The organism is Bacillus sp. AFS040349 (assembly GCF_002577655.1).
In the GTDB taxonomy this organism is placed as follows: domain Bacteria; phylum Bacillota; class Bacilli; order Bacillales; family Bacillaceae; genus Metabacillus.
The window spans coordinates 1-24,403 of sequence record NZ_NUMC01000019.1 but is presented as its reverse complement, the minus strand read 5'-3'; the positions used below and the strand labels follow the sequence as shown (position 1 = coordinate 24,403).

Here is a 24,403-nt window from a genome sequence, read left to right as displayed (position 1 = left end):
CATACCTTTGTTCGTTTTTTTAACCTGTACTGAACTCTGAATATTCTATTGACAATTTCTCAATTAAGATATACATTAATGATAATGATAATTATTATCAAACAAACTTAAATTAAGGAAGGATATACAAATGAACGTAAAACGAAATACTTCATTAATTACTACATTATTAATTGCAACGCTCCTGATTGTACTTGCTGGTTGTTCAAGTGAGCAAAAAAATGCAAAATCTGAACCAGCCCCGAATGAAGAGTCTACAACGGAAACTTCTGAAACCGAAGAAGCAGCAACTGAATATCCAATCGTGATTGAACACGCATTTGGTGAAACAACTATTGAAGAAAAACCTGAACGCGTTGCTACGATTGCATGGTCAAACCATGACGTCGCTCTTGCTCTTGGTGTTGTGCCTGTAGGTTTCTCAGCTGCAAACTATGGTGTTCAAGATGATAGCGGTATGTTACCTTGGACTTCAGAAAAGTTAAAAGAACTTAATGCAGAAACGCCAACTATCTTTCAAGATACTGACGGTTTAGATTTTGAAGCAATTGCAGATGTTAATCCTGATGTTATTCTTGCAGCATACTCTGGTATTACTCAAGAAGAATATGATACATTAAGTGAAATCGCTCCAGTTGTTGCCTATCAAACGAGCCCTTGGGTAGCTTCATGGCGTGAACAAGTCACATTCAATGCTATGGGTATGGGAATGGAAGAAGAAGGTAAACAACTTATTGCTGACACAGAGAAATTAATTGAAGAAAAAGCTAGTGAACATGCTGAAATTAAAGGGAAAAAGGCTGCATTTGTAAGTATTAGTGCCGAAGATTTATCTAAGTTCTACATCTACTCACCAGGAGATCCACGTGGAGCTTTCCTTACTGAGCTAGGAATGGAATATCCTGAAAGTATTACAAGTCAAATGACTGATCCTAATAGTTTCTATATAGAAGTAAGTGCTGAAAATGCAGACATGCTTAATGATGCTGAAATTTTAGTATCATATGGTGATGAAAATACACTTGCAGCTCTACAGGCTGATCCAATCCTTGGAAAAATACCAGCGATCGAGAGAGGGTCTGTTGTTATTATTGGAGATAACACTCCACTTGCAGCAGCAGGTACTCCAAGCCCACTTTCAATTGAGTACTCAATTGATGAGTATTTAACATTACTCTCAGAAGCTGTAAGCAAAGTGAAATAAAATGGATCATACATCCGTTTCAGAAAATAAGCAGTTACTTATACCGAAAAATTTTATGAAAGTACTTATACTTTCTATCGTTTTACTCGGTATATGTGTATTGGCTTCTCTTGCCTTTGGATCTCGCATAGTTGGATGGAATGAGCTGATTGACGGCTTATTCCATCCTGATGTGGATTCGCATGGAGCAAATGTTGTTCGCCAAAGAATTGCTAGAACCGTATTTAGTTTTATGTGTGGTGCTGCATTAGGAGTTTCTGGTGCTCTTATGCAATCGGTTACTCGTAATCCTATTGCAGACCCTAGCATATTAGGAGTTAACACAGGGGCAGCACTATTCGTCGTATGTGGAATTTCTTTTTTAAATATTAGTAGTGCTAGTCAATATATTTGGCTTGCATTAGCAGGAGCAATTCTAACTGCCATTTTTGTATTCGGAATTGGTTCAATGGGGAGTGGCGGAGCCACGCCCCTTAAACTCGTTTTAGCAGGTGCTGCTACAAGTGCTGCATTATCCTCTCTTGTAATGGCCATCATGATTCCTCGCTCAAACGTTATGGATCAGTTTAGATTTTGGCAGGTTGGTAGTGTCGGCGCAGGAAATTGGAGCTCAATCTCTCTTTTTATTCCTTTTCTTATTGTTGGAATCCTAATAGCCATCTTTACTGCCCCAGCACTAAATGCATTAGCATTAGGTGATGAAGCTGCTACTGGATTAGGTGTACGTACAGGAACACTTAGGCTTATTGCTGCTTTTGGTGGAGTACTATTGTGTGGTGTAGCAACTGCACTCGCAGGTCCTATTGGCTTTATTGGTTTATTAGCAACACATGTGATTCGACTTTTGATTGGTCCTGATTTGCGATATGTTATCCCAATGTCTGCTCTTTCAGGTGCCATTATCCTAACAATATCAGATGTTTTCGGTCGAATTTTAGGAAGTCCTGGTGAGCTTGAAGTTGGTGTTGTTACAGCATTTATTGGGGCTCCTATCTTAATCTTAATAACTATGAAAGCGAAAATGCGTGCACTATGATGAATGAATCAATGAATCTTATTATGGTAGGTAGAATAAAAAGACGTCGTCGTTTTGTCCTTGTAACTTCTTTACTTGCACTCATCGCCTTTGCACTTTGCTGCACAATGCTTATGCTAGGAAACACCATTTATCCTGTTTCAGATGTCATAAGTGTCCTACTAGGTGAGAAAGTAAAAGGTGCATCATTTGCAGTAGGAACAATTCGTTTTCCAAGAATGGTTGCAGGTGTTTTTGCTGGATTTGCTTTTGGTGTTGCTGGATATGTTTTTCAAACGATGCTTCGTAATCCCCTAGCAAATCCTAATGTGATCGGAATAACAGCTGGTTCAAGTGCTGCAGCTGTTTTTTGTATCATTGTTCTTCATGCAAGTAATACCTTTGTTTCAATTGCTTCTATTATTGGTGGACTTGCTACAGTAATCGTTATTTTTCTCTTATCAAAAGGTACTTCTTTTTCAATTGGTAGATTAATATTAATAGGAATTGGTATTCAAGCCATGCTAAATGCTGTTGTATCTTACTTATTACTGATTGGTCAGCAGCATGATCTTCCAACTGCAATGAGATGGCTAAGTGGTAGTCTAAATGGAGCTAAAATGGAGGAACTATATCCTCTTATGATCACAGTTCTTATCTTTGCCCCAATTATTATCGCGTTCGGAAAACGATTAGATATGTTAGAACTTGGGGAGCAAGCTGCTACTTCACTTGGAGTGGATACAAATAAGACACGATTTGTCCTTATTATCAGTTCGGTGCTTATTATTTCGTTAGCTACCGCTACAACTGGACCTATTGCTTTTATTGCGTTCCTTTCTGGACCTATCGCAAAAAGACTAGTTGGTGTTGGATTTTCAGGTGTGATCCCAGCAGGTCTTGTTGGCATCATTTTAGTTTTAGCATCAGATCTTATAGGGCAATTCGCATTTGTTGCTAGATACCCTGTTGGTGTGATTACAGGCATACTTGGAGCACCATACTTGATCTACTTGCTAATCCGAATGAATCGAAAGGGAGATTTATAATGAAACCAACACATGCTTTTCAAGCTGAAGGAATCACTGCCGGATACGATAATAAAACGATTTTACATGATGTAAGTATCAGCATTCCAAGCAATAAAATAAGCATTATTATCGGTGCAAATGGTTGTGGTAAATCTACCCTTCTTAAAACAATGGCTAGACTGATTAAACCTACTTCCGGCCAAGTTACCTTAGGTGGAAAATCAATTCATAGCATTCCACCAAAACAGTTAGCCCGTGTAGTAGGATTACTTCCACAATCCCCTATTGTCCCTGAGGGAATAACCGTTTCAGACTTAGTTGGACGAGGTAGATTTCCACACCAGTCATTTTTAAAGGGCTGGACAAAAAAGGACTATGAAGCTGTTGCTGAAGCAATGGAAATGATGAAAATCACTGAATTTGCAGATCGACATATTGATGAACTTTCAGGTGGTCAAAGGCAGCGTGTATGGATTGCCATGGCTCTAGCACAACAAACAGACATCCTGTTTCTTGATGAACCAACAACCTATTTAGACATCACCTATCAAGTTGAAATTCTCGACCTGCTAACAGACCTTAACCAAAAATACGGAACAACCATTGTCATGGTTCTTCATGATATCAACCTGTCCGCACGATATGCAGACCATATTTTTGCTCTTTATAAAGGAAAGCTAGTTGCAGAGGGTGCACCAAAAGAGGTTATTACAAGTGAATTGATTGAGGATATTTTTGGGTTACATTGTACTGTTGTGGAGGATCCGGTTTCTGGTTCTCCTTCGGTGGTGCCGATTGGGCGGCATCATGTGAAAAATATAGCTAATAAGGAATTGACTTTTAGTTAAAGAGTTGTAGCGATGTTCTTTATAGGTTGCGGATAGTCCTTTATGAGGGGTTGTCCGCAACCTTTTTGTTGTAGTTAGTAATAAAAATAAGTAAAATAAGCGGAAATTCTCCGGTTAAATCAAGCAATGAGCTTGTTTTGAAGAATATAAGGGGAAATTTCCCGTTTATTCAAACTAAAATTCGCTATTTTCATACATTTTGGGTTAATAATCGGAGTATCTCCGTCTATTTAAGCTATTTTTCATATAAATAGCAATTTAAGCGGAATTTTTCCGTCTGTTATTAAATCAGGTGCTTAACTTGATTCCCCAACCTATAAGAACGAACCCTTGTAACTCCAGATGCGGGAATCAGCACCTTTTTATCGACTAGTTGAGAAAGGACTTTTTTTACCGTCTTGTCACTTAGCTTCAAATGATTCTGCAATTCTATTGGGAAAATGGCTTCTCCTTTTCGAATGGCAAACCGTAGTACTTCCTTCTCAACAAAGGACAGAGAGATCTGGTCCAGATCTTCACCTAGCCAACGGCCAACCACTTGCTGAATAACCTGCTGACATCGTCGTGGTTTCTCTTTAACTTGGTCATAAGAAAAGCGGATCACGGTCCATCCGTCAATCACCAACTGATTTTGACGTTCTAGATTGTCAGAAAATTTCCATCTGCTTATATTCCTTAAGTGAGGGCCATACCCGTCGACCTCGAAACAAATCCGGATGGCTGGACGAATATAAGCAAAATCCAAATATCTATTGTCTTCCTTGAAATCATTAACCTCATACTCTGGATGTAGCTATTGAAAATGATAAAATGAGGGCCACCACACTTGTTCCAAAAACAATTTTTCAGCTTGGTTGTGGCCTTCTTGTAATCGTCGTAATCTTTCTCCGTTTCTTGCTTGCAAGTGAGCATTCATAAAGACCTGATAATCTTCTTCAAATCCCAATGCATCCTTCCTCCTACCCAATAAATCCTCCATCCTCAACTCTTCTTCAAATTATCTTCAAAGACTAATGCTATTCCTCAATCGGAATCATAAAGTCATAGTCAGAAGCCCCATACTTCGCAAACATCTTTTCACAATATTCTTCAAACGACAAATAGAAATTTTCAGGCGGGTTCCCGAATAGTATGGTAAATATTCCGTTTTCGTAAGTAACTAAGTAACTCTTTTTCCCGTTAACATTCTCTCCCCTGAGAGCATTCTTTAACTCTTTTAATTGTTCATTTGTGAGACTACGGTTCAAAGATACTTTTTCCCGACTTCCGTCTTTATTTTCTAGTATAAATATTCCATGTCCTCCGCTTTTCTCTTCCTTGTATTCAATAGTGTCCATCGTTGACTTTTTAATTGTTTTAGCATAATAATATCTGCATCTCATACAAAAAGTATACTGCTCATCAGTTTTGTAATAAAAATCTTCAAATGCAGAACGTCCACAACATAAGCATTTAACAGCATACATATTTGATGCCACGAAACAATCATCTCCTTTATATATTTAAGTATTTTAAAAATTAGCTGGTATAAATGTGAAGTGAAAAATAAGAAATGTAATTTAGAAGAAAATATAAGTGTGTTAAAAATTATAATGATAACTTTAACAGGAAGTATAGAAGATTTTATTGCAGAAGAATCTGAGGATAGAGTCAATTATAGTTTAAAAGGTTCCCTAAATTTGTCAATTGTTTTATCTTATATTTCTCAATTAAAGTTAATTTACTTATGGTAGATACTTCTGCATTTGTTAAGGCTTTATTTTTAAAAAAGATCGTAAAAAACGGTAAGACACAATTATTCTCCTCAAACTCTATATCCAAAGCCAGACCTACTCCCTCATAACGAACATCCTTGTAAGTTCCCAATTTGGAAAGGAAGCAGTGGTACCATCTCTTTGCTTTCCAAGGAAATAAATGGGGTGTTGATAAGTCCTGCATGTTTATTTAAAATCTAAGTTTAGAGCTCAAGCAACTTTCATTCAATACCCTCATTTAAGAAGGGATTAACTTCAATTTCAAGCGAAAATCGAATTACATTTTGCAAGTTGTAATAAATTCATGATAGAAAATCTAGTCAGAATTTAGTAAGATATCCACATGTGATATTAGATAAGGGGTTAAAAAAATGAGCGTATTAAATGTACAAAAGTTAAGTCATGGTTTCGGTGATCGTGCAATTTTTAATGATGTGTCTTTTCGACTTTTAAAAGGCGAACACGTTGGACTAGTTGGTGCTAATGGTGAGGGTAAATCTACCTTCATGAACATTGTTACTGGGAAGTTGCAACCCGACGAAGGGAAAGTGGAGTGGTCACGAAAAGTTCGTGTTGGTTATTTAGATCAGCATGCTGTACTTCAAAAAGGCACTACAATGCGTGATGCTTTAAGTACTGCTTTTCAATATCTTTTTGATGCTGAATCAGAGATTAATGCACTTTATGCAAAAATGGGTGAAGAAGGTGCAGATATCGATGCATTACTTGCAGAAGTTGGAGAGCTACAAGAAACGTTAGATAGTAATGATTTCTATCAAATCAATTCAAAAGTTGAGGAAGTTGCTCGTGGTCTGGGATTAGACGATGTTGGACTTGATCGAGATGTAAATGATCTTAGCGGTGGGCAACGTACGAAAGTTTTGCTAGCTAAGCTCTTGTTAGAAAAACCTGAAATCCTATTACTAGACGAGCCTACGAACTATTTGGATGAACAGCATATCGAATGGTTAAAGCGATATTTACAGGAATATGAGAATGCATTTATCTTAATTTCACATGATATTCCATTCTTGAACAATGTTGTTAACTTGATCTATCACATGGAAAATCAAGAGTTGAACCGCTATGTTGGTGACTATGATAACTTCTTGAAAATATATGAAATGAAAAAGCAACAGCTAGAGTCTGCTTACAAGCGTCAACAACAAGAAATTGCTGATTTAAAGGATTTCGTTGCTCGTAACAAGGCAAGTGTTGCGACTCGTAATATGGCGATGTCTCGTCAAAAGAAGCTCGACAAAATGGAAGTTATTGAATTGGGGAAAGAGAAACCAAAACCTGAGTTTCATTTCAAAGAAGCTCGCACAGCTAGTCGCTGGATTTTCGAGACTAAAGATCTTGTTATTGGTTACAATGAACCACTTTCTCGTCCTCTAAATCTGAAAATGGAACGCGGGCAAAAAATTGCTTTCGTTGGTGCAAACGGTATCGGGAAGTCTACCCTGTTAAAAAGTATTCTTGGGTTGATAAATCCGATTTCGGGTGAAGTGGAACGCGGTGAGCATCAACATATCGGGTACTTCGAGCAGGAAGTTAAACAATCTAACTACAACACTTGTATTGAAGAAATTTGGAGCACGTTCCCAAGCATGAATCAGGCTGAAGTCCGTGCTGCTCTTGCAAAATGTGGATTAACAACGAAACATATTGAAAGTAAAGTCGAAGTCCTTTCAGGTGGCGAAAAAGCCAAAGTTAGATTGTGTAAAATTCTTAACACAGAAACGAATTTATTAATTCTAGATGAACCTACCAATCACTTAGATGTAGATGCAAAAGAAGAATTGAAGCGTGCTCTAAAGGAATATCGCGGAAGTATCTTAATGGTATCACACGAACCTGATTTCTATCGTGAAATTGCGACTGATATTTGGAATTGTGAGGATTGGACTACAAAAGTATTCTAAAAATACAGATTAAGGGTACCTCAGTAAAATCTGGGGTACCCTTTTCTATCTATACTCGTAATGGGTTAGCCACACATTCAATGTGTGTTGTGTACTTTTAACAGACAAAAAAAACAATATTGGTGACTATACTACTTAACCTGTGGGGCGGTAAACATGAACCGCTCCATTTAATTTTAGAACTAAAAGACATCAAACTCACCTTTATAACCATACCCACTACCGAATGAATTGGTTATTTTCTAATCAATAACCGTAACCCTTGTTCCCTCCGCACCAAATTTTTACAAACTTGTTCTGTACGTCATCCCCTCACTATCTCAGTTAAAACCTTTAAAATAGGTGTCCCTTTTCTCTTCTATTCATTTTTTTCCAACTATCCTTTTTTGTTCCGCTAGTATCTATAAAGAAATATGCTTAGATACCTTCATTCTTCTTTATAAAATACCTACATTCGCCCTGCCCCAACGCCTAAAATATATTTTCTTATGACGTACAACTGACCTTATCAAGGCTAATTTTATCAGAATTAGGAAAATATATTCCGTTTTACGTACTTTGTTAGATTTTTTTATTTCTTTCTTATATTGATATTGAAGAAATAAAACTAGGAAGGTGAATTATTATGAAAATTCTAACCGTAAGCGAAGTCGCTGAACTACTCAAACTATCAAAATGTAAAGTCTATGCACTTGCTAAAAGCGGAGAAATTCCAACTAAAAAAGTTGGTGGGTCTATCAGAGTTGTTCAGGAAGAACTAGAGAACTTTTTAAAAGGTGGTGAGGTTAAATGACTATAAAAAATTTATCTCATACTCTTACCCTTGAACAAGCTGCGAGAGTTCTTGAGAAGTTTAGGATTGTTTTCACTGTCGAGGGGGTTAAGACAAAGATACAACTACAACAACTGACCGCCATTTCTAAACCATATGAGGATAGGAGATATTCAGGCTATCCTTATTTAGTTCTAATCAGTTCTTTAGTAGATTACCTGAAAGATAAAGGCTATACAGATGAGGATATAATGGACGCTTTACCTGATGGTATAGAAATCTAATCTCCCACCCTTTCGGTGGGTTTTTTTATGCAACAACTAGGACTCATGCAACGATTACTAAAAGGACTTCGACAATCACAGGAGGTTTTTGAAATGAGTATTCCAATGATAAACACAATTACAGGTGAGACGGTTAACGTAGCGACTTATTTGACAGAAGAAGGTAAAAGGGAAAGGGAGGAAAGACAAAGAAAAACCGCTTATAGGAATAATAAAGTTATTCCTTTTGTAGCATGTTATCTTGACCCTATCAAAGAGGTTACGCAACATCTATCATTAATCGAAGGTGGAGCGGTTATGAAACTTCTTCACTATTTAAAGCAAAATGGGAAAGGAAAGCTATCTAGAGAAGGTAAACTCTTAAATCAAAAAGACCTACAAACAATACTAGGTAGGGGAGCAACGCAGACAAAACAAATAGTAAAAAGGCTTGAATACCTTTCTATACTAATTCCAATAAAAGAAGGACGTTCCAAAGTCTTTTACATTAATGAAAACTTCCATTGTATGGGTAAACTATTAAATAAGCCCTTTACAAAGCTACTTAAAGGGCGGTTAAGTACGATTGTTGATAGGTTACCACTAAATCAATTAGGTTTTCTTTATAAGATTTTGCCCTATTTCCACTTTGAAAAATGCTTTCTTTGTCATAACCCTAACGAAGAGGACTTTAGTGTCATCAGGAAAATGAACAGAAGTGATTTAGCTAAAGCTATTAACCACGACCCTGATGAACTTACTAAAATTGTAAAGAGCCTGGCAAAAGAAGGGTTGATTATGACTACTGAAAGTCGTGGTAGTTTAATGTATTATGTACATCCTGACCTAATGTATAGAAAGGATAGTGACGGACAGGACGACTATACAAGCTGTTTAAGGGGAATGTTTGAGGAACATTTTAAAAATGAATAACCCTATAAAACAGGGTTCTGTACGTACGAGGAAAACCGACTGTATTAGGCATTCTATACAGGAAAAACCGCCCCTATTAAACTATGTAAAAACGTTTATTTGACCTAGAGCCACAAGGGGTTCTAGGTTTTTCTTTTTAACATAGACTCTTAATTCTTAGAAGGATAAAGGTAATAGGTTAAACTTGTGTGTATCCCTCCGCTTTGCTACGTGGATACACACCAATAATTAACAGGGTCGCTCCGCTCCCCTAATAATAAAGACTATTTTATTTTTCATATAGATAAAATAATTAGGGCACGAACGTAGTGAGTGACCTGTGCACCTTGACCGTAGCGTAGCGGAGGGGAAGTGCACCAATTAAAATTGAGTATATTTTTTACGTATACTTTCTATGTACATGCTCACTTTTTCATCATAATTAGGATATTTAAAACCAAATGTTTCTGCAATAAAGTGGGATGTTTCTCTAAATAATTCAATACTAGTATTAAGTGCTTCCCACATTTTTTTATAAGAGCCCATATCGTAAGTAGATAAAACTTTATTCCACATGTCTTCAGAAATATATTCTTTCAAGAACTTATCAGATTTTCCTATGCTTAAAGAAAAACCTGTTTCCATTCCAACTTTCCAACGCAACATGGTGTGCAAACTTGGACGAAATGCATTATTCATGATATCAATAGCAAAGAGAATTTCCCTTCTCGCAAGACCTTTTACAACATATGTAGATGTCATCCAAAACTCATTACAACAGTCATCAAATGATTGTTCGCTTGGTTTTTGAATGTGGTACATGCTATCTGTCGGAATAACTGAATTTTGAATTAGATTATCTTTATCCAATAACACTTCAACTAGTCCATCGCTATTTTTGAAATAGTCTTCATATTCATTAAGTGGAATAAGTGTTAGGTCAATTTTCGTACCGTCTTCAAAAATCATTAGATACGAGTACCAATTACCTAGTTCTGGAGGATACAATTCCATTGCTTCTGGTTTTTGCATAATTATCCTTTCACCAAAAGAACTTAACCAATCGTCACTTTTTTTGAAATAATCCATATCTGTAACAAAATAACTAAAATCATAATCTTGAAATTCGTCCTTCGGAATATTTGTATTTGTTAGTGAACCCTCAAGAGTAAAGAGTCTAATTTTTTCACAATTAAGAGCAAAATTCATTCCTAAGTCCATCATTTCTTTCTTACTTCTCAATATAATCACCTCAATAGATTGTTATTAAAATTATAATGCATTAAAAAAATTTATCGCAACTCTTTCAACCCATAGAACGATTGCTAGGGCGAAAGGAGAGATAACAATGAACATTCAAAGAGTGTATAAAGGGACACAAGACTTTAAATCTTTAATCATTAGCCAATTAGAAAAAGAAATTGAAAAACTGGTGGCTGCCGCTTACAATGATAGACAAGTAGATATAGTCGCCATTAATAATGGAGGGCGACAATAATGAAAATAGCGGGATACATTCGTGTTTCAACTAACAATGAGGGTCAAAAAGAGTCACCTGAAAACCAAAGGCATATGATTTTAGACTATATTACTGAAAATCAACATGACCTATATGACTTCTACACGGATATTCAAACAGGAACTACTGACAATCGTGAGGGGTTAAAAAGACTCATACAAGACGCTGAAAACAGGGAATTTGATGTCATTGTAGCAAAGGAATTAAGTAGATTAGGTCGTAATGTAGAGTTACTTTATCAACTAAAGCGAGTTGCCGACACTAAAGGAGTTCGCTTAATCACTTTAGATGGGAAAGTTGATACACAAGACTACTCAAAACAAGCAATGTTCGGACTTTATGCTTGGATTTATGAAAGTGAAAGTCAACGAATTAGTGACCGTATAAAGTCTGTTTATCGAATGAAATACAAGAGTGGAAAATTCATGGGGAGTATTGCCCCATATGGTTACATCCTTCATAAGAATAAGTTACTTCTTAGAGATGACTACACTGTAGATATTGTACGTGACATCTTTGACAAGTATTTAGAAGGTTGGGGGCATGACAAAATAGCAAGGTATCTCACAAATAGAGATATTCCGACACCTTCCAAACTAATAGAGAAAGCTAATGCAGGTCTATATTGGCAAGGTTCTACTGTTAAGAAAATATTAAAGAACCCCCACTATGTAGGAGACCTTGTACAGGGCAGGGAAACCACTATGAACGTGACTAATAAGACACGTAAAGTAAACGACCAAAGCGAATGGATAACCATTTCTGACGCTCACGAGCCTATCATTTCAAGAGATATGTTTGAACAAGTACAAAAGTTACTTGTTCAAAAAGCTAAAAGAGGTCGGGGCGGTACTAGAAAGAAAAAGCACCTTTTCACTAATATCGCTTACTGCTCTGAATGTGGTAACGGAATGTGGTATCGTGCCAACCGTAAAGGTTATATTTGTGGTACTTATGCCAAGCATGGTAATAAAGCATGTACTAACCATGCAGTTAAGGAACTAGAACTAACTGAAATAATCCTTGATGACCTCAAAAACATGTCTAATAGTTTAGACCATCCGAACCTAGAAAATAAGATTGAAAAAAAGGTCAAGGCTACCGCAAAAAAGAACGAGTCTAGACTAGAGTCTATTGAAAAACAAGTTCAGAAACAAGTGGAACTAAAGCGGAATGCCTTACAAAAGTTTATTAGCGAGGATATATCTAAACAGGATTATGATGACTTTGTAAGTATGGTACAGGAAAAGCTGCAACAACTAGAATTAGAAAAAATAGAGATAAAAAAGGAGATGGCAGAAAGTCAAGAAACAAGTAAAATCTCTGCCATCATAGAACAACTCAAAGGGTTTTTACAGTTCAACAAGTTAACATCCGAGATGTTACTACGTTTCGTTGATAAAATCGAAGTAACCGAAAACAAAGATGTTAAGATTTACTACAAGTTTGCACAGGTTGAGGGGTTATAATCCCCCTCAATCATTTTTTAAAACTAACTGTGAAATGCACTCCACATGGCTTGTGTGTGGTTAGTCACTACTTTTAATGGAAGGTATTTTAAGATTTTCTAACTTAACTAATTACATTAAATCAGCGCTATTAGTACATGCCAGAATGTATATGATTTTATTAAAAGGAGATTGTTGAAGCATATATGTACATACTGCTATCAGTGATCACATCAACGATACTGGCAACGGATATTAATGGTAAAAATGCTGTCATATCAACAATTAACAAAAAAGTATCAGATGTTTAAGGCTACTCTGATACGTTTTCATTTCATAGAATGTTATCACGGCTATATATAGGATTAGTCAAAAGCCTTTCAAGAATTGTTTTTCTATCCTTTATCTGATGAGAGATAGCTACCTTCTTTTAACATTATTATGAAAAGGTAGGAGCAGGGAATTCATCAATTCTCATACGAAGTAAACTATATGGTTTTTCCCGCAGGTCTCTTCCATAATGAAATCTCGCCTGCCGATGTAATTGATTCACAATGACATATAAGTATTGATCGGGGCCAATCGAAAAAGTATCCGGCCATAAAATTCTCGGGTCATGTGCAATGGTTTCCATTGCGCCATTCGGCAATATCTTCCGGATACTGTTGTTTTCATAGTCTCCCGCATAAACGGTTCCTTTTGCGCCGGTAATCATTCCATCAGACGCACCTTTTTCCCCCCAATACTGCACATATTGGGATAAATTCATGTCCTGTATCTGTCTGTCTCTTAGGGCTTCTGTTGAGATTGAGAACAGTTGACGGCTGGTTAGAGGAGCATAAAATAAAACCTTTCCATCAGGAGAAATCGCTAAACTATCGGAAGCCAATCTAAATGGGAAAGTCGAGCCGTCCGGGTTTCGATTCATCAAAATTTCACCTTCTACTTTCGGTAAAAAATAGGGATCAGGTGAAGTTGATATTGCCCCATTTAACCGTCTAAACGCGTTCCCATTTTCTAAATCTACGACGATAATAGCCCCTGGCCCTCTGGTAGAAGAATCCGTTATATATGCATATCCTGCTCTTCCAACCCGAAAATCCAAACGGACATCATTCAGATAAGTTGTTGGCAAGACAACATCTTCTGTAAAGGTATATACTCTCCTTATTGTATTCGTGCTTAAATCAACAGCAACTAATTTTGCTCCCCCTTTAATAGGTACAGAAAAATTTGGTGCCCCTGTATCTAGTACCCAAAGTGTTCCTCTTCCATCAGCAACGATACTTTGGACACTTACGAAAGACATTGTAATATTACCATAATTAATCAAATTTATTTCTAAATTGGGATAAGGCTGCAATTCACCCTCAACAATTTCCGCCACAGTAAATTGAACGTCGTCTCCCCATTTCGGAAAGCAGACAAAAATACGACCGGTTTCGGAAACGCTGACACCTGTAGGCATAGCCCCATAAAAAGCATGCACCAGTTCAAACTGACCAAAATATTTTTCCATAGGTAAAATAGGTTGCATGAATGATATCCTCCTCATCAAATCCGAACGGATATCAACTATATATGATGAAAATTTTTTGTAGTGCCTGGTTCTTGATAAATTTTTCTATCGTAATGGATGCTGTGGGTTTCAACTTCCCATTTTTAAAAATGTTGGTTTTATTAACGCTAGAATGAAATTATTTATGAACCTCATTTACTTATGATACGGTTCACCGTAACGCATCTAAATGAGGTTTTATCCTTTATTTTCATTTACCAAATTGAACTTAATAGGAATTCCATGAGAAATAATATTGTTAAAAGTAAAGGTACTGATAAAAACGCAACTGTTCTTTTTAAATACTTCCATCGTTTATAAACTTTTATCTTTTCATCTGCCATCTTAACTTTTAATGCATTTTCTTCCTCTTCCCTTTTAACTGCCCTCCAGTAGTCAATATCATCATGGTTATCGGATTGAGTAAGTAGAGAAGCGTACCTGTTTGAGAACTTTCTATAATCCTCATTAACTATTTCTAATTCTTCGTCACTGTCTTTTTTATAGGAAGTATTTGCAAGTTGTATATCTGCAAGTAACCTTGTCAACTCCATATAGTTAGATTGAAATCTCCCTACTTTTTCCCCCGCATTTTTAATCGATACGTACATAGTGAATAAAGTAACAAAAACTGACATCACTAAAAGTAATATTGAGAGTTTTTGATTGCCACTGGTCTCCAAAGTGTCCAGACCAAATGCAAATCTAATTGAAATGACCGTAACAATAATTGAGTAAAAAATTGTTATAAATCGGTAAAAGTTATCATCTTCCTTATACCTTTTTGAAGCCTCGATTCTGGCACTTCTAATTATTTTACTCCTTCTTTCTAACTCTTTCATAAGATGGTAAACATCAGTAACTTCTCTCAACGTAAAGACCTCTTTTTGATTTAGATTTAAAGTTCTTCATATCCATGTTCGCTAAATAATGAGTCTAGCTGTTGCATGATAAAATCATGGGCTATTTCTGTAATCTGTAAATGTGACTTCTGTCTATGAGTATAAATAATTTCACTAAAGTTAGACTTGGGATTAGGGTAAAGATTTCCCTGAAGCTCACGTGCTAACTCCCTTAAAGTGATTCCATTTTTTATAGGAGCTTTTAGAAATTTTCCACTTAACAGTTCAACATAATACGGATACCTATTTCTATCAGCATTAGATGAAATCTTATCGTTGATTACATTATTCTCTTTAAAGCCGGAAGTTATTGCATATCCTACAATTATTGGAGTTCCTTTATCCTCTTTATCTGTACTTACCATGGTCATAAACAATAATTGACCCTCTTTTATTCCGGAAGGTGGTTTTGGAAAGAATGTACGTTTCCTATGTTCTTTTTTCCTTCTTTCAAAATAGGTTAGTTGGTTAGGAATACGGTTCTCACTATTGCCTTCAAACTTCAGCCATATTCCAGTGTTTCTTTTTCGAATTTGCTTTTCATCTTCTTCCTTTAGAATTTCCTCTAAAATATCCTTTTCGTCTTTAATATCTGATGGAGAATTTTCATTTAAATCGAGTTTTGCCCCCCACTTAACTTGGTTTGGCTGTATTATAACTGGCGACTCATTTTTTCTAGGCTTCTTTTGTGAGTGGGCTCTCCCTGTAACAGCATCATCACAATAAGGTTTTTCTTTGGCAATACGGTCTAGGGTTATCTCCCAATCATCATCATTCTTAATGTCATTAAGTAAACCTTCAAAATAATTATTACACTCCTTTGAAAACTCAGGCTCATCTTCCATGAAAATACCAAACTCATGATTTTTATAGAAACCATTGAAGGTGAAATTAGCAGACCCCATTATTACAGACTCACTGTCAAATATATAAAGCTTGGTATGAAGACCTTGCAGTGCATACATTTTTACACCAGCCTTTTTAAGACACTCTAAACCCGCAATGCTGCTAACTCCTTTTATGAAATCCTCTCTATCAAAGCGTGTAATTAATACACAGTCTAGTTCATCTTCAGTCTGCTCAATAAAGTTAACTAAGGCTAACGCTGTTTTATAACCAATAAATGGAGAAATAAGTCTAATCTGTTTCTTAGTTGAATCTAATAATGAGAAAAACGCACTTCCAAAATTCTTGTCTAAGAAGCTAATTGGCATTAAAATTCCCCCTTAATCTTCATTTATACCATTATATTAATAACTTTTTATCGCATAGTTCAGTTGTATATCTTCTTCGCAATTTAAACCAATTCTGATGACAGTAACGCTGTTTAGCTCGACCTCTTCTACAAACTCTACGTCTAAAGTACGACTCAAAATTTTATTAATCTCTTCATCCTCCTCCAATATTACCATATTTTGATAATCAGGTAGTATGAAGTCCTCTAGTTTTTCACCATTGTTAAGATATTCATAAAGACCGGAAAATTCCTCCTCTAAATACTGCATTAAATCCCTTTGCAATTCCTGCTTTAGTGCTAATAATTCCTTTAACTGCTGGATTTTTTTCATATCAAAGACCTCCAATTATTTTTTGGTATGTTCTGTTACTATACAGACTACAATTCCAACCACAGTTCCTAATAAGAAATATGGCAATATAATCACCTTCTTCCAGGCTTTTAATCCCTTATTCTTTAAATCCTTTAAGCTCGCAATTTTTCATCATTAAACCCGTTTTTTAGCTAATGCATAAATAGTTAATCCAAACATAACTCCTGCTTTAAATAAATTAATCGGTGACATTAATTCACCTCCTTTACCGTAAAATCACGCACGAAAAAAGAGACGACAACTCTTTTAGAGCCAACCTCTCCGACTTGTTATCATTTTCAGTCGTGCTTTATTTGCATCTTCCAGTTCTTCACACAAAGCTAATAGGCTTTACAAGTACACCATCTTTTAAGAGACCTATTCCAATGTCCTGTAAACCCTGTTTATCCTGTAACAAGTAAACAACATTCGATGCACCGCCATCATAGAAGAATACCCAACATGTTAGTTCCCCCTTAATTTCATTTGGAATACTAGCCTTAAGCTCCTCGTTCTTTATATCATCCGCCAATAAGACCCTAACATCTACTTTCCAATCTTTCCAAGCTAGATGTGGGTGGTGCTCCTCCATGTAGTTCCTAAATACGTTAATAACGCTCATATCTTGTTCGTTCCTTTCTATAAGTCGATTAAAATAGAAAAAGGAGAAGAGAAATCATCTTCATTAGACGATTTCTCTTCTCCTTTTTTTGTGAAGTGCCGAACCACTTCATTATTAAGTTGGATTTGAATTGAATGGATTTCTCGACTTTCTCCAATTTTGATTTCTCGTATGAGTAAGTGCAATAATCGTTTCTTTTGCTCGGTTGATATTGTATTTCTATAGTTTGATACAAAGTTAGACATCACCTCCTTAACCAATCCGTAATCAACGTTTATATAATTTTGCCCTGATAGCTGCAGCTCTAAAGGTGACAATCGCTCTTGCATTAGCCTTTTTTCTTCATTTAACTTCTCAAGCCTTTCAACTAAATCAACCTTTTCTATTACACCATCTTCATATAACCCAAGAACTTTATCCTTTTTAGATTGGATTTCACTTAGGGATTTTTTTAATACTCCATATTCTTTTTGCAATGGAGACGTTTTCTCCTTCAGTCCACCGTTAATTCTTGCAACTATATCTTTAATCAGTTGGTCACTGGTTGCTAGTCCGCTAATTTTGTTTAACACATACTTATCGGCATACTCAGTTCTAATTCCATTAGAGCGACAAACCGCTGTTCCTTTGTTTTTCCATGCACCACAAACATAATACTCGAGGATACGTTTACTACCATCCTTATTTCTATTAGTAGTTCTTCCCAAGACCATGCCTGCTCCACATGCTGGACATTTCATTACACCAGTTAGGGGATATTCTCCGCTGTGAACACGATTAGGCGTTTTACTCCTACTCTTTAGTATTGCTTGTGACTTTTCCCATGTTTCTTCTGATATGATTGGCTCATGCTGCCCTTTTTCAATTACAGGATTGGGATTGATATTGTTTCTTCTTTTTTCACTCCAATCTTGTCTTACGTTATATCTAATGAAGCCTACATAAATAGGATTTGTAAGTATAGTCCTAATCGCATTAATAGAAAATGAGTTTCCCTTTTTGCTGCGATGCCCTTCTTTATTAACCTTATTTGCTATTGCTTTGTATCCGTGTCCTCCTGTATAAAGCTCAAATATCCGTCTAACTGTTTGGGCTTCTTTCTCGTTTATAACTAGCTTGGATATTTTTCTTTTCCTATTATCACTAGGAATACTCACTACATCATAACCAAGGACTTGTCCACCATTCCACGAACCTTCTCGGGCTCGTGCTAACATACCCATTTTGACATTTTCAGCAATATTAGCACGTTCAAATTCGGCAATTGCAGCCATCATTTGAAATTGTAATCTTCCTGATGGAGTTTCCGTTTCATATCGTTCTGTATAGGAACGAAAGCCAATCCCTTTATTCTGTAATTTTTCTACAATTGTGAGAAGGTCAACACTTTTTCTTGAAAGTCGATTCATTTTCCACACTAATACAACATCAAAACATTTTTGATTTGCATCATGAAGAAGTTCTTGAATAGCTGGTCTACCTTTAATGTTTTTACCGCTTATTCCTCGGTCAACGTATTCTTTATAGACAACGTATCCCTCTCGCTCACACCATTGTCGTATGACGTTTATCTGCTCATCAATACTGTAACCTTCCTCAGCCTGCTCTACTGTAGAAACACGAGCATATATAGAAGCTCGTTTCTGTGTTCCAGCTTGATTACTTTGGTCAAGCTGGTTGATTAGATTCATTGCATAATTTTGCATTTTCAACTCCTCCATTCTTTTTTGGATTAGTAGTCATATAGTTTTTTACCATTTCCGCTAAAATATCTATTAGAGTTTGATATTGGTATTCTGCTGTTTCTTCCATATTCATGCTGTTTTCCCTCTCATCTGATTTATGATATATATTTTATTTTGCTTATGACTTTAGAAAAGGGGGGGAGGGGGGTGAATAAAATAAAAACTTTTCATTTGATTAGTTTTCTCCAATTCTTTTCCCACCCATTTTTAGTTTTTGCATCCCCCCTAGCCCCCCTAAAACTGAATGAATTCCGTGTCCATTGTTGGTACTTGGAGATTGTCTAATCCTACGATTTCCATTCCATCAAAGGAAACCGTTCCTTTGACCTTCTTTTCTACAATTGGAATGCATTCATTTTCAAGGACGACTTTGAAATACTTCCAAAAGATTTGTCTGGACTTTGTCCTTTTGTCATCAATTCCTTGCATATTCAACCACCGTAAATATTTATCGTAAAAATCAGACCGTTTTGTCCGAGTTCCTTCCTTTAGAACGACATGTTCGAGGAAAAATTCTCTTACAGGATTCTGCTCGGCATAATAGGTACGATGACACTCTTCGATTACTCTACACTGGCTAAATTGGTAGTTATTTTCCCTTAACCGTTTTAGCCCTTTAATCGCCCAGTTCAAAATCCCAGGAAGTTCTTTTAATAATTCTTGTAAAAGATTTACGTTTCGTTCATTCGGCTTGAATGTCCGATTAAATGGTACAATGATTAGCTTTCTAAAAAAGCCATTCGTTACATCCATTGAATCGGGTAAGGCATTGACGACAAAGACGAGTTTACAATGTGGTTTATAGCTTATAGCGGGGTGGTATTTGATATTAATGGTAATCGTGTCACCACTAACTATAGCTTTAAAGTTTTCTGTCTTTAACGCTTTTCCACCCAATTCATTTTCAGCAGCAATATTTACTGTTTTATTGATTAAACCTTCAAGCCCAAACTGTTGACCGAATTCAGTCAACGGTATACTACTCATATTCTCTTTTCCTACCAATTGGGTAATGATGGCGGTAAGAACACTCTTGCCGTTTGCACCGCTACCGTAAAAAAAGAATGCCTTTTCCGCTTTTGTTTCAGCCGATAAGAGATAGCCTAAAATTTCTTGATGAACCCGAATGAGTTCTTCGTCATCTATTGTAATTTCCCTTATAAATTGCATAAAAGTTGGAGCAACAGCTTCTGGGTCGTAGTCAATTGGCAATTGCACCGTTGATAAATAGCTTGGATGGTGGGGAAGGAGCTCAAATCTATCCAAACTCAACATCCCATTTTTTAGATTGATGAAGTTTCGCATAGTGTTCATCTCATCAACTGTGTCTGATTCTCGCAACAATGCCTTAACTACTTCTGCTTCTGACTTACTATTCCAACTACTCCAACGCCCTTCATGCATCAGAGTTCGAATCACTTTACCTAATTCCACCTCTGTCGGTTCTTCATAAACACCTTTACTATGGTAAAGGAATAGTCGTCCATCCTTTGTAGAACGAATATGACAACGGCTAATGAAGTGCTTAGCAAAAACATTCGCATTGAAGGAATAGCTATTCTTTTTTTCATCGTAAATAAAGCCATGTTCTTCCGCTTTGCTAATATTTATCAACTGTTGCAGTTCCTCCAACAGTTCATCAGGAATCATTGCTTCCACAATTTGTTCAGCTGATTCAAATATCTTTGCAGATTCATAGTGAGGAGTATGGTTAAGACCATAAAGTAATGCCTTAAAATACTGAAGGCTTTCTGAACCAACAATCATACCCAAAGCCGTTACTAACATCGAAAGTTGCTCTTTCGTATGAATGCCTTCTAGTAGTTTTCTAGTTCTTTCACTTCCTTCAAGCAATCTCACTTTGCGAACTTTATAAGGGGAGAGGTAGGGTGATGTGACCTTCTGTATAACTTCTTTTCTCTGTTTCATTAATATCGGCTCCTTTATAACAGGAGGGAATTATCCCTCCCATTATTATGTATTAGGGTTTTCAACATTCAAAATTTCAATCTTTTCAAAGACATTCCCAGCTTCTGAAACCACATGATGGATTCTTGCTTGTCCAGTCATTCCAATCAAATGTCCCATCGTTATTCTTTGCCCTTTGAATACTTCTTTAAAGGCTCCAAGAAACATCATAAGAGCGGATTGTTGATTGGATGAAATATTGTAAGGTAGTGATAACTTTGTAACTTGTTCGGTAACTTCACTATAAAGGGAAAATGTAATCACATACTGGTCTTTCAAACCGTATTGGGTTTGTACATTTTCACGAACGTTAATTTCATCAATGTTGTAATCATATATGCCTTCAGGAACTTTTGCCGTCCGCTGCATTGAAACAGAATCATCACCAAATGAGATGATTCTTTCCATAGCAGGACTACCTTGGATAGTGTTTGAAAGTGTTTCAGAGAGTCGTTCATTCATATTTTCGTTACTATTAGTGTTATGTTGGTTCATAGAAAGTTCTTCCCTTCCGTTTTTGTTTGCTTCTTGTTCTAGTTCTTTGTTGTTATCTTCACTTGGTTTATTTATTACTGGACGTCTTACCTTTTTGAGAGCCATTATGCAACCTCCCTATTTTCATTTAGTTACAATTAATAATTTCAATAGACTCGTTATCTCTTAAGCCAAAGCAACTTGAGTTGAATTCTGGGAAAAAATTGACCATATCATTACTGACACTTCTAACTGAATCCTCTGGGTCATCACCAAAGTATCCATCCTGTATTAATAGGTTTTGTATTGGTGCCTTGTTCAAAAACTCAGCAAATTCAAGTAGCAGTCCTACATACTGTCCTCGGTTCATGACCATCTGATAACCTTTCGTATACCAGTCGATTTCAATCAAGTCATCATGAATAAAGATGCGGTTAGGACGTACACTCAAATTAGAAAGGTCTTTCACAAGTTTTTGTAGCAGTCGTTCTAACCCATCCCCGCAAGTTCCTTCAGGAATTTTCACACATGCTGGTAATCGGTAAATTGCATTGATTCCATCATAGTGGTCACTACGAACGCCAGTTAAGCCTGCAACAGCAATTTGAAAGTTATTTTTGTAACGAAGCATTTTTCATTCCTCCAATCAATTTCGCTTGCAAAATGAATATAACCCATTTTATTCATACTTGTGAAGGTAAAAATGCTGATTTAAACGGAGTTGATTAAACCTTGTTATTCATATAGAATATAATTATTCATATTTTTATTCATTATTGTTGTGGAACAAGTTATATTTCAGACAAATACCATTAGTCATCTATCGTATGGAGCTTTATTCATTCAAAAGCAATAGGAGACTAATAAAAAATGCACAATTACCGTAAATGTGACAAATTTGTGAACAACCGACTTTTAGGGGGAAATATCATGGAAGCTAATATTCATTCAAATAACAATGAACGCTTATTGGAAAAGAAAAAACGTCATCAAGCTATTCACCTTTTGTTAGGGGAAATGGATTTACGAACTCACGAGGACATTGTTCTTGAATTGCAGAAACAAGGGATTAAAACAAGCCAATCTACCGTACATCGTGATTTAGAGCATCTTGGTATCAAGAAAAACAATGATGGGTACTTTAAACTATCACATGATGTGCAAAAAAAATTTCATCTTGATATCCTTTATGACCTACTAATAAGCAGTGATTCAAGTACATCTAGAAATGTCCAGACCTATTTCATCAAAACTGAAAAAGGAAAAGCACAGCAAATTGCCTTTCATCTTGAACAGGCATTTAATGACATCGTCTTAAAAACAATCATTGATTTAGACAGTGTTTTGGTTTTTGCAGATGGGGATGAAGCGTCGGATGAATTTCTGAAGGTTTTTGAAGGAGAGGATGAATGAGGGTGGCTATTACCGCCATTCCTTATTCATCCTTCCAATCAATAATCCTTGGGGAACAACATTGTTTGGTATCTTTCGTCATCTATAATCCAAACAGTAGTATTTTTAGCCCCTTTGACTTTGTTATTAATGACAAACTTCGTTTGTAGCGGTGGTACTTCCTGCCTATTTGTTATTGTTAAAGTATTTTCACATACTTCAATTTCAAACACTTGTAGGTAATCCATTTGCTCCTTTCGTTTTTGATTAATTTCATCGTAAAATTGCCACAAGACAGCTTGTAGTTCAATTTCTAATTCTTCACTAATTGCCTTTGTCATATAGCGTGATTTGTTAGTCATATTCATATTCATTTTCCTCTCCCTATCCAATCAATACATTTTCATACACTTTTTCTTCATCTTTCAAACAAACTAAAAAGAGTGGATTATTGGTCTTTGCTTCTAAGGCAATTCCAATAATCCACTCTGATTCTTCCTCGTATATAAATGTGTGAAATAAAACTGGATTCGGTAATATTTGCAACACATACTCTGAAATGAGTTTCTCGTCTAGTTCTTCATGATATAGAAGTACCGTTTCCTCTCCTACCGCATTTGATTCAACTGCTACACCGAATTTCTCTTCCATAAAATCTTTCAATTGCTCGATACCAAACATGGCGTGACTCCTTTCATATATATTATTGGTTTACATTATGGCTATCGTCATACGGAACTAATTTCCACTGATGTTTTAGAGCGGGATAGAGAGGATGGAAACCTTTCCGACCATAATTTGCTTCTATTTGAAGAATATTTGCTTTCTTATCCAACAATATGGCTAAAATCATGTTTAACCGTTCAATAGCCTTCTTGTTTTTCTCTACTCCTTTTCCAACCGCAATTATGACATCATCTACTCTAGCAATAGCTTCTTGGATACATTTCAAATTTTCAGTAACAGACTCTTTCGTTTCATCTCCTTCAATAGACGGAAATAAGTTCACAATTTCTGCAACACCATATTCCAATTTAGAAAGGTTATTAATGACGTACATCGTTGTTTGGTCTTGCACAACTTCATCTGCCTCACCTGCGTTTTTCATGATGACAAGTGCTTTTTTCTTGTTCTTGTTCCACTCTTTCCTAATAAGATACTTATTTTTCATTTCGTCATCATAAGTGACTTCTGTTTTTATCGTGCTTTTTGTTATTTTCACTGTTATTTTACTCCTTTCAGATATAGCCTTTTTCTTTCAAGGAAGTATACCTGTTATCACCAACAATAATATGGTCTAATAACTCAATTCCCATTAACTTTCCTGCTTCAACTAACCTCTTTGTCACTTCAATATCTTCTTTACTAGGTTCAGTCAATCCAGATGGATGGTTATGACCTACAATAATAGAAGCAGCATTACTTAAGATTGCTGACTTCATGTAGGGTAAGAACCCGGCGC

The 24,403-nt window shown here is 36.1% G+C and carries 29 protein-coding genes; 11 read left to right on the top strand and 18 right to left on the bottom strand.

What is annotated here, in order from left to right; all coding sequences use genetic code 11:
- The first annotated feature begins 130 nt into the window (after positions 1–130).
- Genes COD11_RS05510 through COD11_RS05495 form a run of 4 tightly spaced genes read left to right on the top strand, consistent with a single transcriptional unit; the run spans position 131 to position 4,098 of the window.
- The gene (locus tag COD11_RS05510; protein WP_098795761.1) at positions 131–1,204 is read left to right on the top strand and encodes an iron-siderophore ABC transporter substrate-binding protein; all 1,074 of its coding nucleotides are present in this window, start codon (positions 131–133) and stop codon (positions 1,202–1,204) included.
- 1 nt (position 1,205) lies between these two features.
- Positions 1,206–2,240, top strand: a complete 1,035-nt coding sequence (locus tag COD11_RS05505) for a FecCD family ABC transporter permease (RefSeq protein WP_098795760.1) — start codon at positions 1,206–1,208, stop codon at positions 2,238–2,240.
- Positions 2,237–3,268 carry a FecCD family ABC transporter permease gene (locus tag COD11_RS05500; protein ID WP_098795759.1) on the top strand — a complete coding sequence of 344 codons (1,032 nt, stop codon included), beginning with the start codon at positions 2,237–2,239 and terminating at the stop codon, positions 3,266–3,268. Before COD11_RS05505 ends, COD11_RS05500 begins: the two co-directional genes overlap by 4 nt.
- Positions 3,268–4,098: an ABC transporter ATP-binding protein gene (locus tag COD11_RS05495; RefSeq protein ID WP_098795758.1), complete on the top strand. Its 831-nt coding sequence runs from the start codon at positions 3,268–3,270 to the stop codon at positions 4,096–4,098. The genes COD11_RS05500 and COD11_RS05495 overlap by 1 nt, the downstream gene beginning before the upstream one ends.
- Before the next feature lie 283 nt (positions 4,099–4,381).
- Here the strand turns inward: COD11_RS05495 and COD11_RS05490 are convergent, their stop codons facing one another.
- Genes COD11_RS05490 through COD11_RS05485 form a run of 3 tightly spaced genes read right to left on the bottom strand, consistent with a single transcriptional unit; the run spans position 4,382 to position 5,576 of the window.
- Complete coding sequence (locus COD11_RS05490) at positions 4,382–4,843, bottom strand: DNA-binding response regulator (RefSeq protein WP_231308718.1); 462 nt, start codon at positions 4,841–4,843, stop codon at positions 4,382–4,384.
- Between the two features lie 48 nt (positions 4,844–4,891).
- Entirely contained in the window at positions 4,892–5,065 is a 174-nt protein-coding gene (locus COD11_RS27945; protein ID WP_369689262.1) for a hypothetical protein, read from the bottom strand.
- A 49-nt stretch (positions 5,066–5,114) separates the two neighbouring features.
- Positions 5,115–5,576, bottom strand: a complete 462-nt coding sequence (locus COD11_RS05485) for a hypothetical protein (protein ID WP_098795757.1) — start codon at positions 5,574–5,576, stop codon at positions 5,115–5,117.
- A 647-nt stretch (positions 5,577–6,223) separates the two neighbouring features.
- Here COD11_RS05485 and COD11_RS05480 point away from each other — a divergent pair.
- From COD11_RS05480 to COD11_RS05465, 4 genes are all read left to right on the top strand, one after another.
- Positions 6,224–7,777 carry an ABC-F family ATP-binding cassette domain-containing protein gene (locus tag COD11_RS05480; protein WP_098795756.1) on the top strand — a complete coding sequence of 518 codons (1,554 nt, stop codon included), beginning with the start codon at positions 6,224–6,226 and terminating at the stop codon, positions 7,775–7,777.
- 625 nt (positions 7,778–8,402) lie between these two features.
- The gene (locus COD11_RS05475) at positions 8,403–8,570 is read left to right on the top strand and encodes a helix-turn-helix domain-containing protein (protein ID WP_009790653.1); all 168 of its coding nucleotides are present in this window, start codon (positions 8,403–8,405) and stop codon (positions 8,568–8,570) included.
- A complete protein-coding gene (locus COD11_RS05470; protein WP_009790652.1) occupies positions 8,567–8,833 on the top strand; it encodes a hypothetical protein in 267 nt (88 codons plus the stop codon). The genes COD11_RS05475 and COD11_RS05470 overlap by 4 nt, the downstream gene beginning before the upstream one ends.
- Before the next feature lie 27 nt (positions 8,834–8,860).
- Complete coding sequence (locus COD11_RS05465) at positions 8,861–9,745, top strand: hypothetical protein (RefSeq protein ID WP_009790651.1); 885 nt, start codon at positions 8,861–8,863, stop codon at positions 9,743–9,745.
- Positions 9,746–10,105: 360 nt separating this feature from the next.
- On the opposite strand, the gene ant(6) is transcribed toward COD11_RS05465, so the two are convergent.
- A complete protein-coding gene (gene ant(6), locus COD11_RS05460; protein WP_035400726.1) occupies positions 10,106–10,966 on the bottom strand; it encodes an aminoglycoside 6-adenylyltransferase in 861 nt (286 codons plus the stop codon).
- Positions 10,967–11,072: 106 nt separating this feature from the next.
- Here ant(6) and COD11_RS26710 point away from each other — a divergent pair, with 106 nt between their 5' ends.
- Complete coding sequence (locus COD11_RS26710) at positions 11,073–11,222, top strand: hypothetical protein (RefSeq protein ID WP_009790649.1); 150 nt, start codon at positions 11,073–11,075, stop codon at positions 11,220–11,222.
- The gene (locus COD11_RS05455; RefSeq protein WP_098795755.1) at positions 11,222–12,712 is read left to right on the top strand and encodes a recombinase family protein; all 1,491 of its coding nucleotides are present in this window, start codon (positions 11,222–11,224) and stop codon (positions 12,710–12,712) included. Before COD11_RS26710 ends, COD11_RS05455 begins: the two co-directional genes overlap by 1 nt.
- A gap of 418 nt (positions 12,713–13,130) precedes the next feature.
- Here the strand turns inward: COD11_RS05455 and COD11_RS05450 are convergent, their stop codons facing one another.
- From COD11_RS05450 to COD11_RS05410, 10 genes are all read right to left on the bottom strand, one after another.
- Positions 13,131–14,228 carry an L-dopachrome tautomerase-related protein gene (locus COD11_RS05450; protein WP_098795754.1) on the bottom strand — a complete coding sequence of 366 codons (1,098 nt, stop codon included), beginning with the start codon at positions 14,226–14,228 and terminating at the stop codon, positions 13,131–13,133.
- Between the two features lie 236 nt (positions 14,229–14,464).
- A complete protein-coding gene (locus COD11_RS05445) occupies positions 14,465–15,121 on the bottom strand; it encodes an SLATT domain-containing protein (RefSeq protein WP_098795753.1) in 657 nt (218 codons plus the stop codon).
- Between the two features lie 26 nt (positions 15,122–15,147).
- A complete protein-coding gene (locus COD11_RS05440) occupies positions 15,148–16,365 on the bottom strand; it encodes a phospholipase D family protein (RefSeq protein WP_098795752.1) in 1,218 nt (405 codons plus the stop codon).
- Between the two features lie 36 nt (positions 16,366–16,401).
- A complete protein-coding gene (locus COD11_RS05435) occupies positions 16,402–16,719 on the bottom strand; it encodes a hypothetical protein (RefSeq protein ID WP_098795751.1) in 318 nt (105 codons plus the stop codon).
- 352 nt (positions 16,720–17,071) lie between these two features.
- Positions 17,072–17,362 (bottom strand): hypothetical protein, encoded by a 291-nt coding sequence (locus COD11_RS05430; RefSeq protein WP_098795750.1) that lies wholly within the window; start codon positions 17,360–17,362, stop codon positions 17,072–17,074.
- 17 nt (positions 17,363–17,379) lie between these two features.
- Positions 17,380–19,068, bottom strand: a complete 1,689-nt coding sequence (locus COD11_RS05425) for a recombinase family protein (protein ID WP_098795749.1) — start codon at positions 19,066–19,068, stop codon at positions 17,380–17,382.
- Positions 19,031–19,180, bottom strand: coding sequence for a hypothetical protein (locus tag COD11_RS26705; RefSeq protein ID WP_176550988.1), 150 nt, complete (start codon positions 19,178–19,180; stop codon positions 19,031–19,033). The genes COD11_RS05425 and COD11_RS26705 overlap by 38 nt, the downstream gene beginning before the upstream one ends.
- A gap of 161 nt (positions 19,181–19,341) precedes the next feature.
- A complete protein-coding gene (locus COD11_RS05420; RefSeq protein WP_098795748.1) occupies positions 19,342–21,036 on the bottom strand; it encodes a DNA primase family protein in 1,695 nt (564 codons plus the stop codon).
- Between the two features lie 45 nt (positions 21,037–21,081).
- On the bottom strand, positions 21,082–21,675 hold the full coding sequence (locus COD11_RS05415; protein WP_098795747.1) for a hypothetical protein: 594 nt from the start codon (positions 21,673–21,675) through the stop codon (positions 21,082–21,084).
- Between the two features lie 22 nt (positions 21,676–21,697).
- Positions 21,698–22,180, bottom strand: a complete 483-nt coding sequence (locus COD11_RS05410) for a hypothetical protein (protein WP_098795746.1) — start codon at positions 22,178–22,180, stop codon at positions 21,698–21,700.
- Between the two features lie 299 nt (positions 22,181–22,479).
- Between COD11_RS05410 and COD11_RS05405 the strand changes: the two genes are divergently transcribed.
- Positions 22,480–22,962 carry an arginine repressor gene (locus COD11_RS05405; RefSeq protein WP_176550987.1) on the top strand — a complete coding sequence of 161 codons (483 nt, stop codon included), beginning with the start codon at positions 22,480–22,482 and terminating at the stop codon, positions 22,960–22,962.
- Between the two features lie 38 nt (positions 22,963–23,000).
- Here the strand turns inward: COD11_RS05405 and COD11_RS05400 are convergent, their stop codons facing one another.
- The 4 genes from COD11_RS05400 to COD11_RS05385 all read right to left on the bottom strand — a co-directional run.
- Entirely contained in the window at positions 23,001–23,309 is a 309-nt protein-coding gene (locus COD11_RS05400) for a DUF960 family protein (RefSeq protein WP_176550986.1), read from the bottom strand.
- 16 nt (positions 23,310–23,325) lie between these two features.
- Positions 23,326–23,622 (bottom strand): hypothetical protein, encoded by a 297-nt coding sequence (locus tag COD11_RS05395; RefSeq protein ID WP_098795743.1) that lies wholly within the window; start codon positions 23,620–23,622, stop codon positions 23,326–23,328.
- 22 nt (positions 23,623–23,644) lie between these two features.
- Complete coding sequence (locus tag COD11_RS05390; protein ID WP_098795742.1) at positions 23,645–24,163, bottom strand: DUF1643 domain-containing protein; 519 nt, start codon at positions 24,161–24,163, stop codon at positions 23,645–23,647.
- Between the two features lie 16 nt (positions 24,164–24,179).
- On the bottom strand, positions 24,180–24,403 hold a 224-nt coding region (locus COD11_RS05385; RefSeq protein WP_304362975.1), incomplete at its 5' end, for a JAB domain-containing protein.

Bases quoted from the DNA above. Each gene is read 5' to 3' on its own strand.
- COD11_RS05440 (WP_098795752.1), bottom strand. From the start codon at position 16,365: ATGCCAATTAGCTTCTTAGACAAGAATTTTGGAAGTGCGTTTTTCTCA.
- COD11_RS05405 (WP_176550987.1), top strand. From the start codon at position 22,480: ATGGAAGCTAATATTCATTCAAATAACAATGAACGCTTATTGGAAAAG.
- COD11_RS05410 (WP_098795746.1), bottom strand. From the start codon at position 22,180: ATGCTTCGTTACAAAAATAACTTTCAAATTGCTGTTGCAGGCTTAACT.
- COD11_RS05400 (WP_176550986.1), bottom strand. From the start codon at position 23,309: ATGAATATGACTAACAAATCACGCTATATGACAAAGGCAATTAGTGAA.
- COD11_RS05475 (WP_009790653.1), top strand. From the start codon at position 8,403: ATGAAAATTCTAACCGTAAGCGAAGTCGCTGAACTACTCAAACTATCA.
- COD11_RS05495 (WP_098795758.1), top strand. From the start codon at position 3,268: ATGAAACCAACACATGCTTTTCAAGCTGAAGGAATCACTGCCGGATAC.
- COD11_RS05425 (WP_098795749.1), bottom strand. From the start codon at position 19,068: ATGCAAAATTATGCAATGAATCTAATCAACCAGCTTGACCAAAGTAAT.
- COD11_RS05510 (WP_098795761.1), top strand. From the start codon at position 131: ATGAACGTAAAACGAAATACTTCATTAATTACTACATTATTAATTGCA.
- COD11_RS05395 (WP_098795743.1), bottom strand. From the start codon at position 23,622: ATGTTTGGTATCGAGCAATTGAAAGATTTTATGGAAGAGAAATTCGGT.
- COD11_RS05450 (WP_098795754.1), bottom strand. From the start codon at position 14,228: ATGCAACCTATTTTACCTATGGAAAAATATTTTGGTCAGTTTGAACTG.
- COD11_RS05465 (WP_009790651.1), top strand. From the start codon at position 8,861: ATGCAACAACTAGGACTCATGCAACGATTACTAAAAGGACTTCGACAA.
- COD11_RS05420 (WP_098795748.1), bottom strand. From the start codon at position 21,036: ATGAAACAGAGAAAAGAAGTTATACAGAAGGTCACATCACCCTACCTC.
- COD11_RS05415 (WP_098795747.1), bottom strand. From the start codon at position 21,675: ATGGCTCTCAAAAAGGTAAGACGTCCAGTAATAAATAAACCAAGTGAA.
- COD11_RS05500 (WP_098795759.1), top strand. From the start codon at position 2,237: ATGATGAATGAATCAATGAATCTTATTATGGTAGGTAGAATAAAAAGA.
- COD11_RS26705 (WP_176550988.1), bottom strand. From the start codon at position 19,180: ATGAATATGGAAGAAACAGCAGAATACCAATATCAAACTCTAATAGAT.
- COD11_RS05430 (WP_098795750.1), bottom strand. From the start codon at position 17,362: ATGAGCGTTATTAACGTATTTAGGAACTACATGGAGGAGCACCACCCA.
- COD11_RS05455 (WP_098795755.1), top strand. From the start codon at position 11,222: ATGAAAATAGCGGGATACATTCGTGTTTCAACTAACAATGAGGGTCAA.
- COD11_RS05505 (WP_098795760.1), top strand. From the start codon at position 1,206: ATGGATCATACATCCGTTTCAGAAAATAAGCAGTTACTTATACCGAAA.
- COD11_RS26710 (WP_009790649.1), top strand. From the start codon at position 11,073: ATGAACATTCAAAGAGTGTATAAAGGGACACAAGACTTTAAATCTTTA.
- COD11_RS05480 (WP_098795756.1), top strand. From the start codon at position 6,224: ATGAGCGTATTAAATGTACAAAAGTTAAGTCATGGTTTCGGTGATCGT.
- COD11_RS05470 (WP_009790652.1), top strand. From the start codon at position 8,567: ATGACTATAAAAAATTTATCTCATACTCTTACCCTTGAACAAGCTGCG.
- COD11_RS05435 (WP_098795751.1), bottom strand. From the start codon at position 16,719: ATGAAAAAAATCCAGCAGTTAAAGGAATTATTAGCACTAAAGCAGGAA.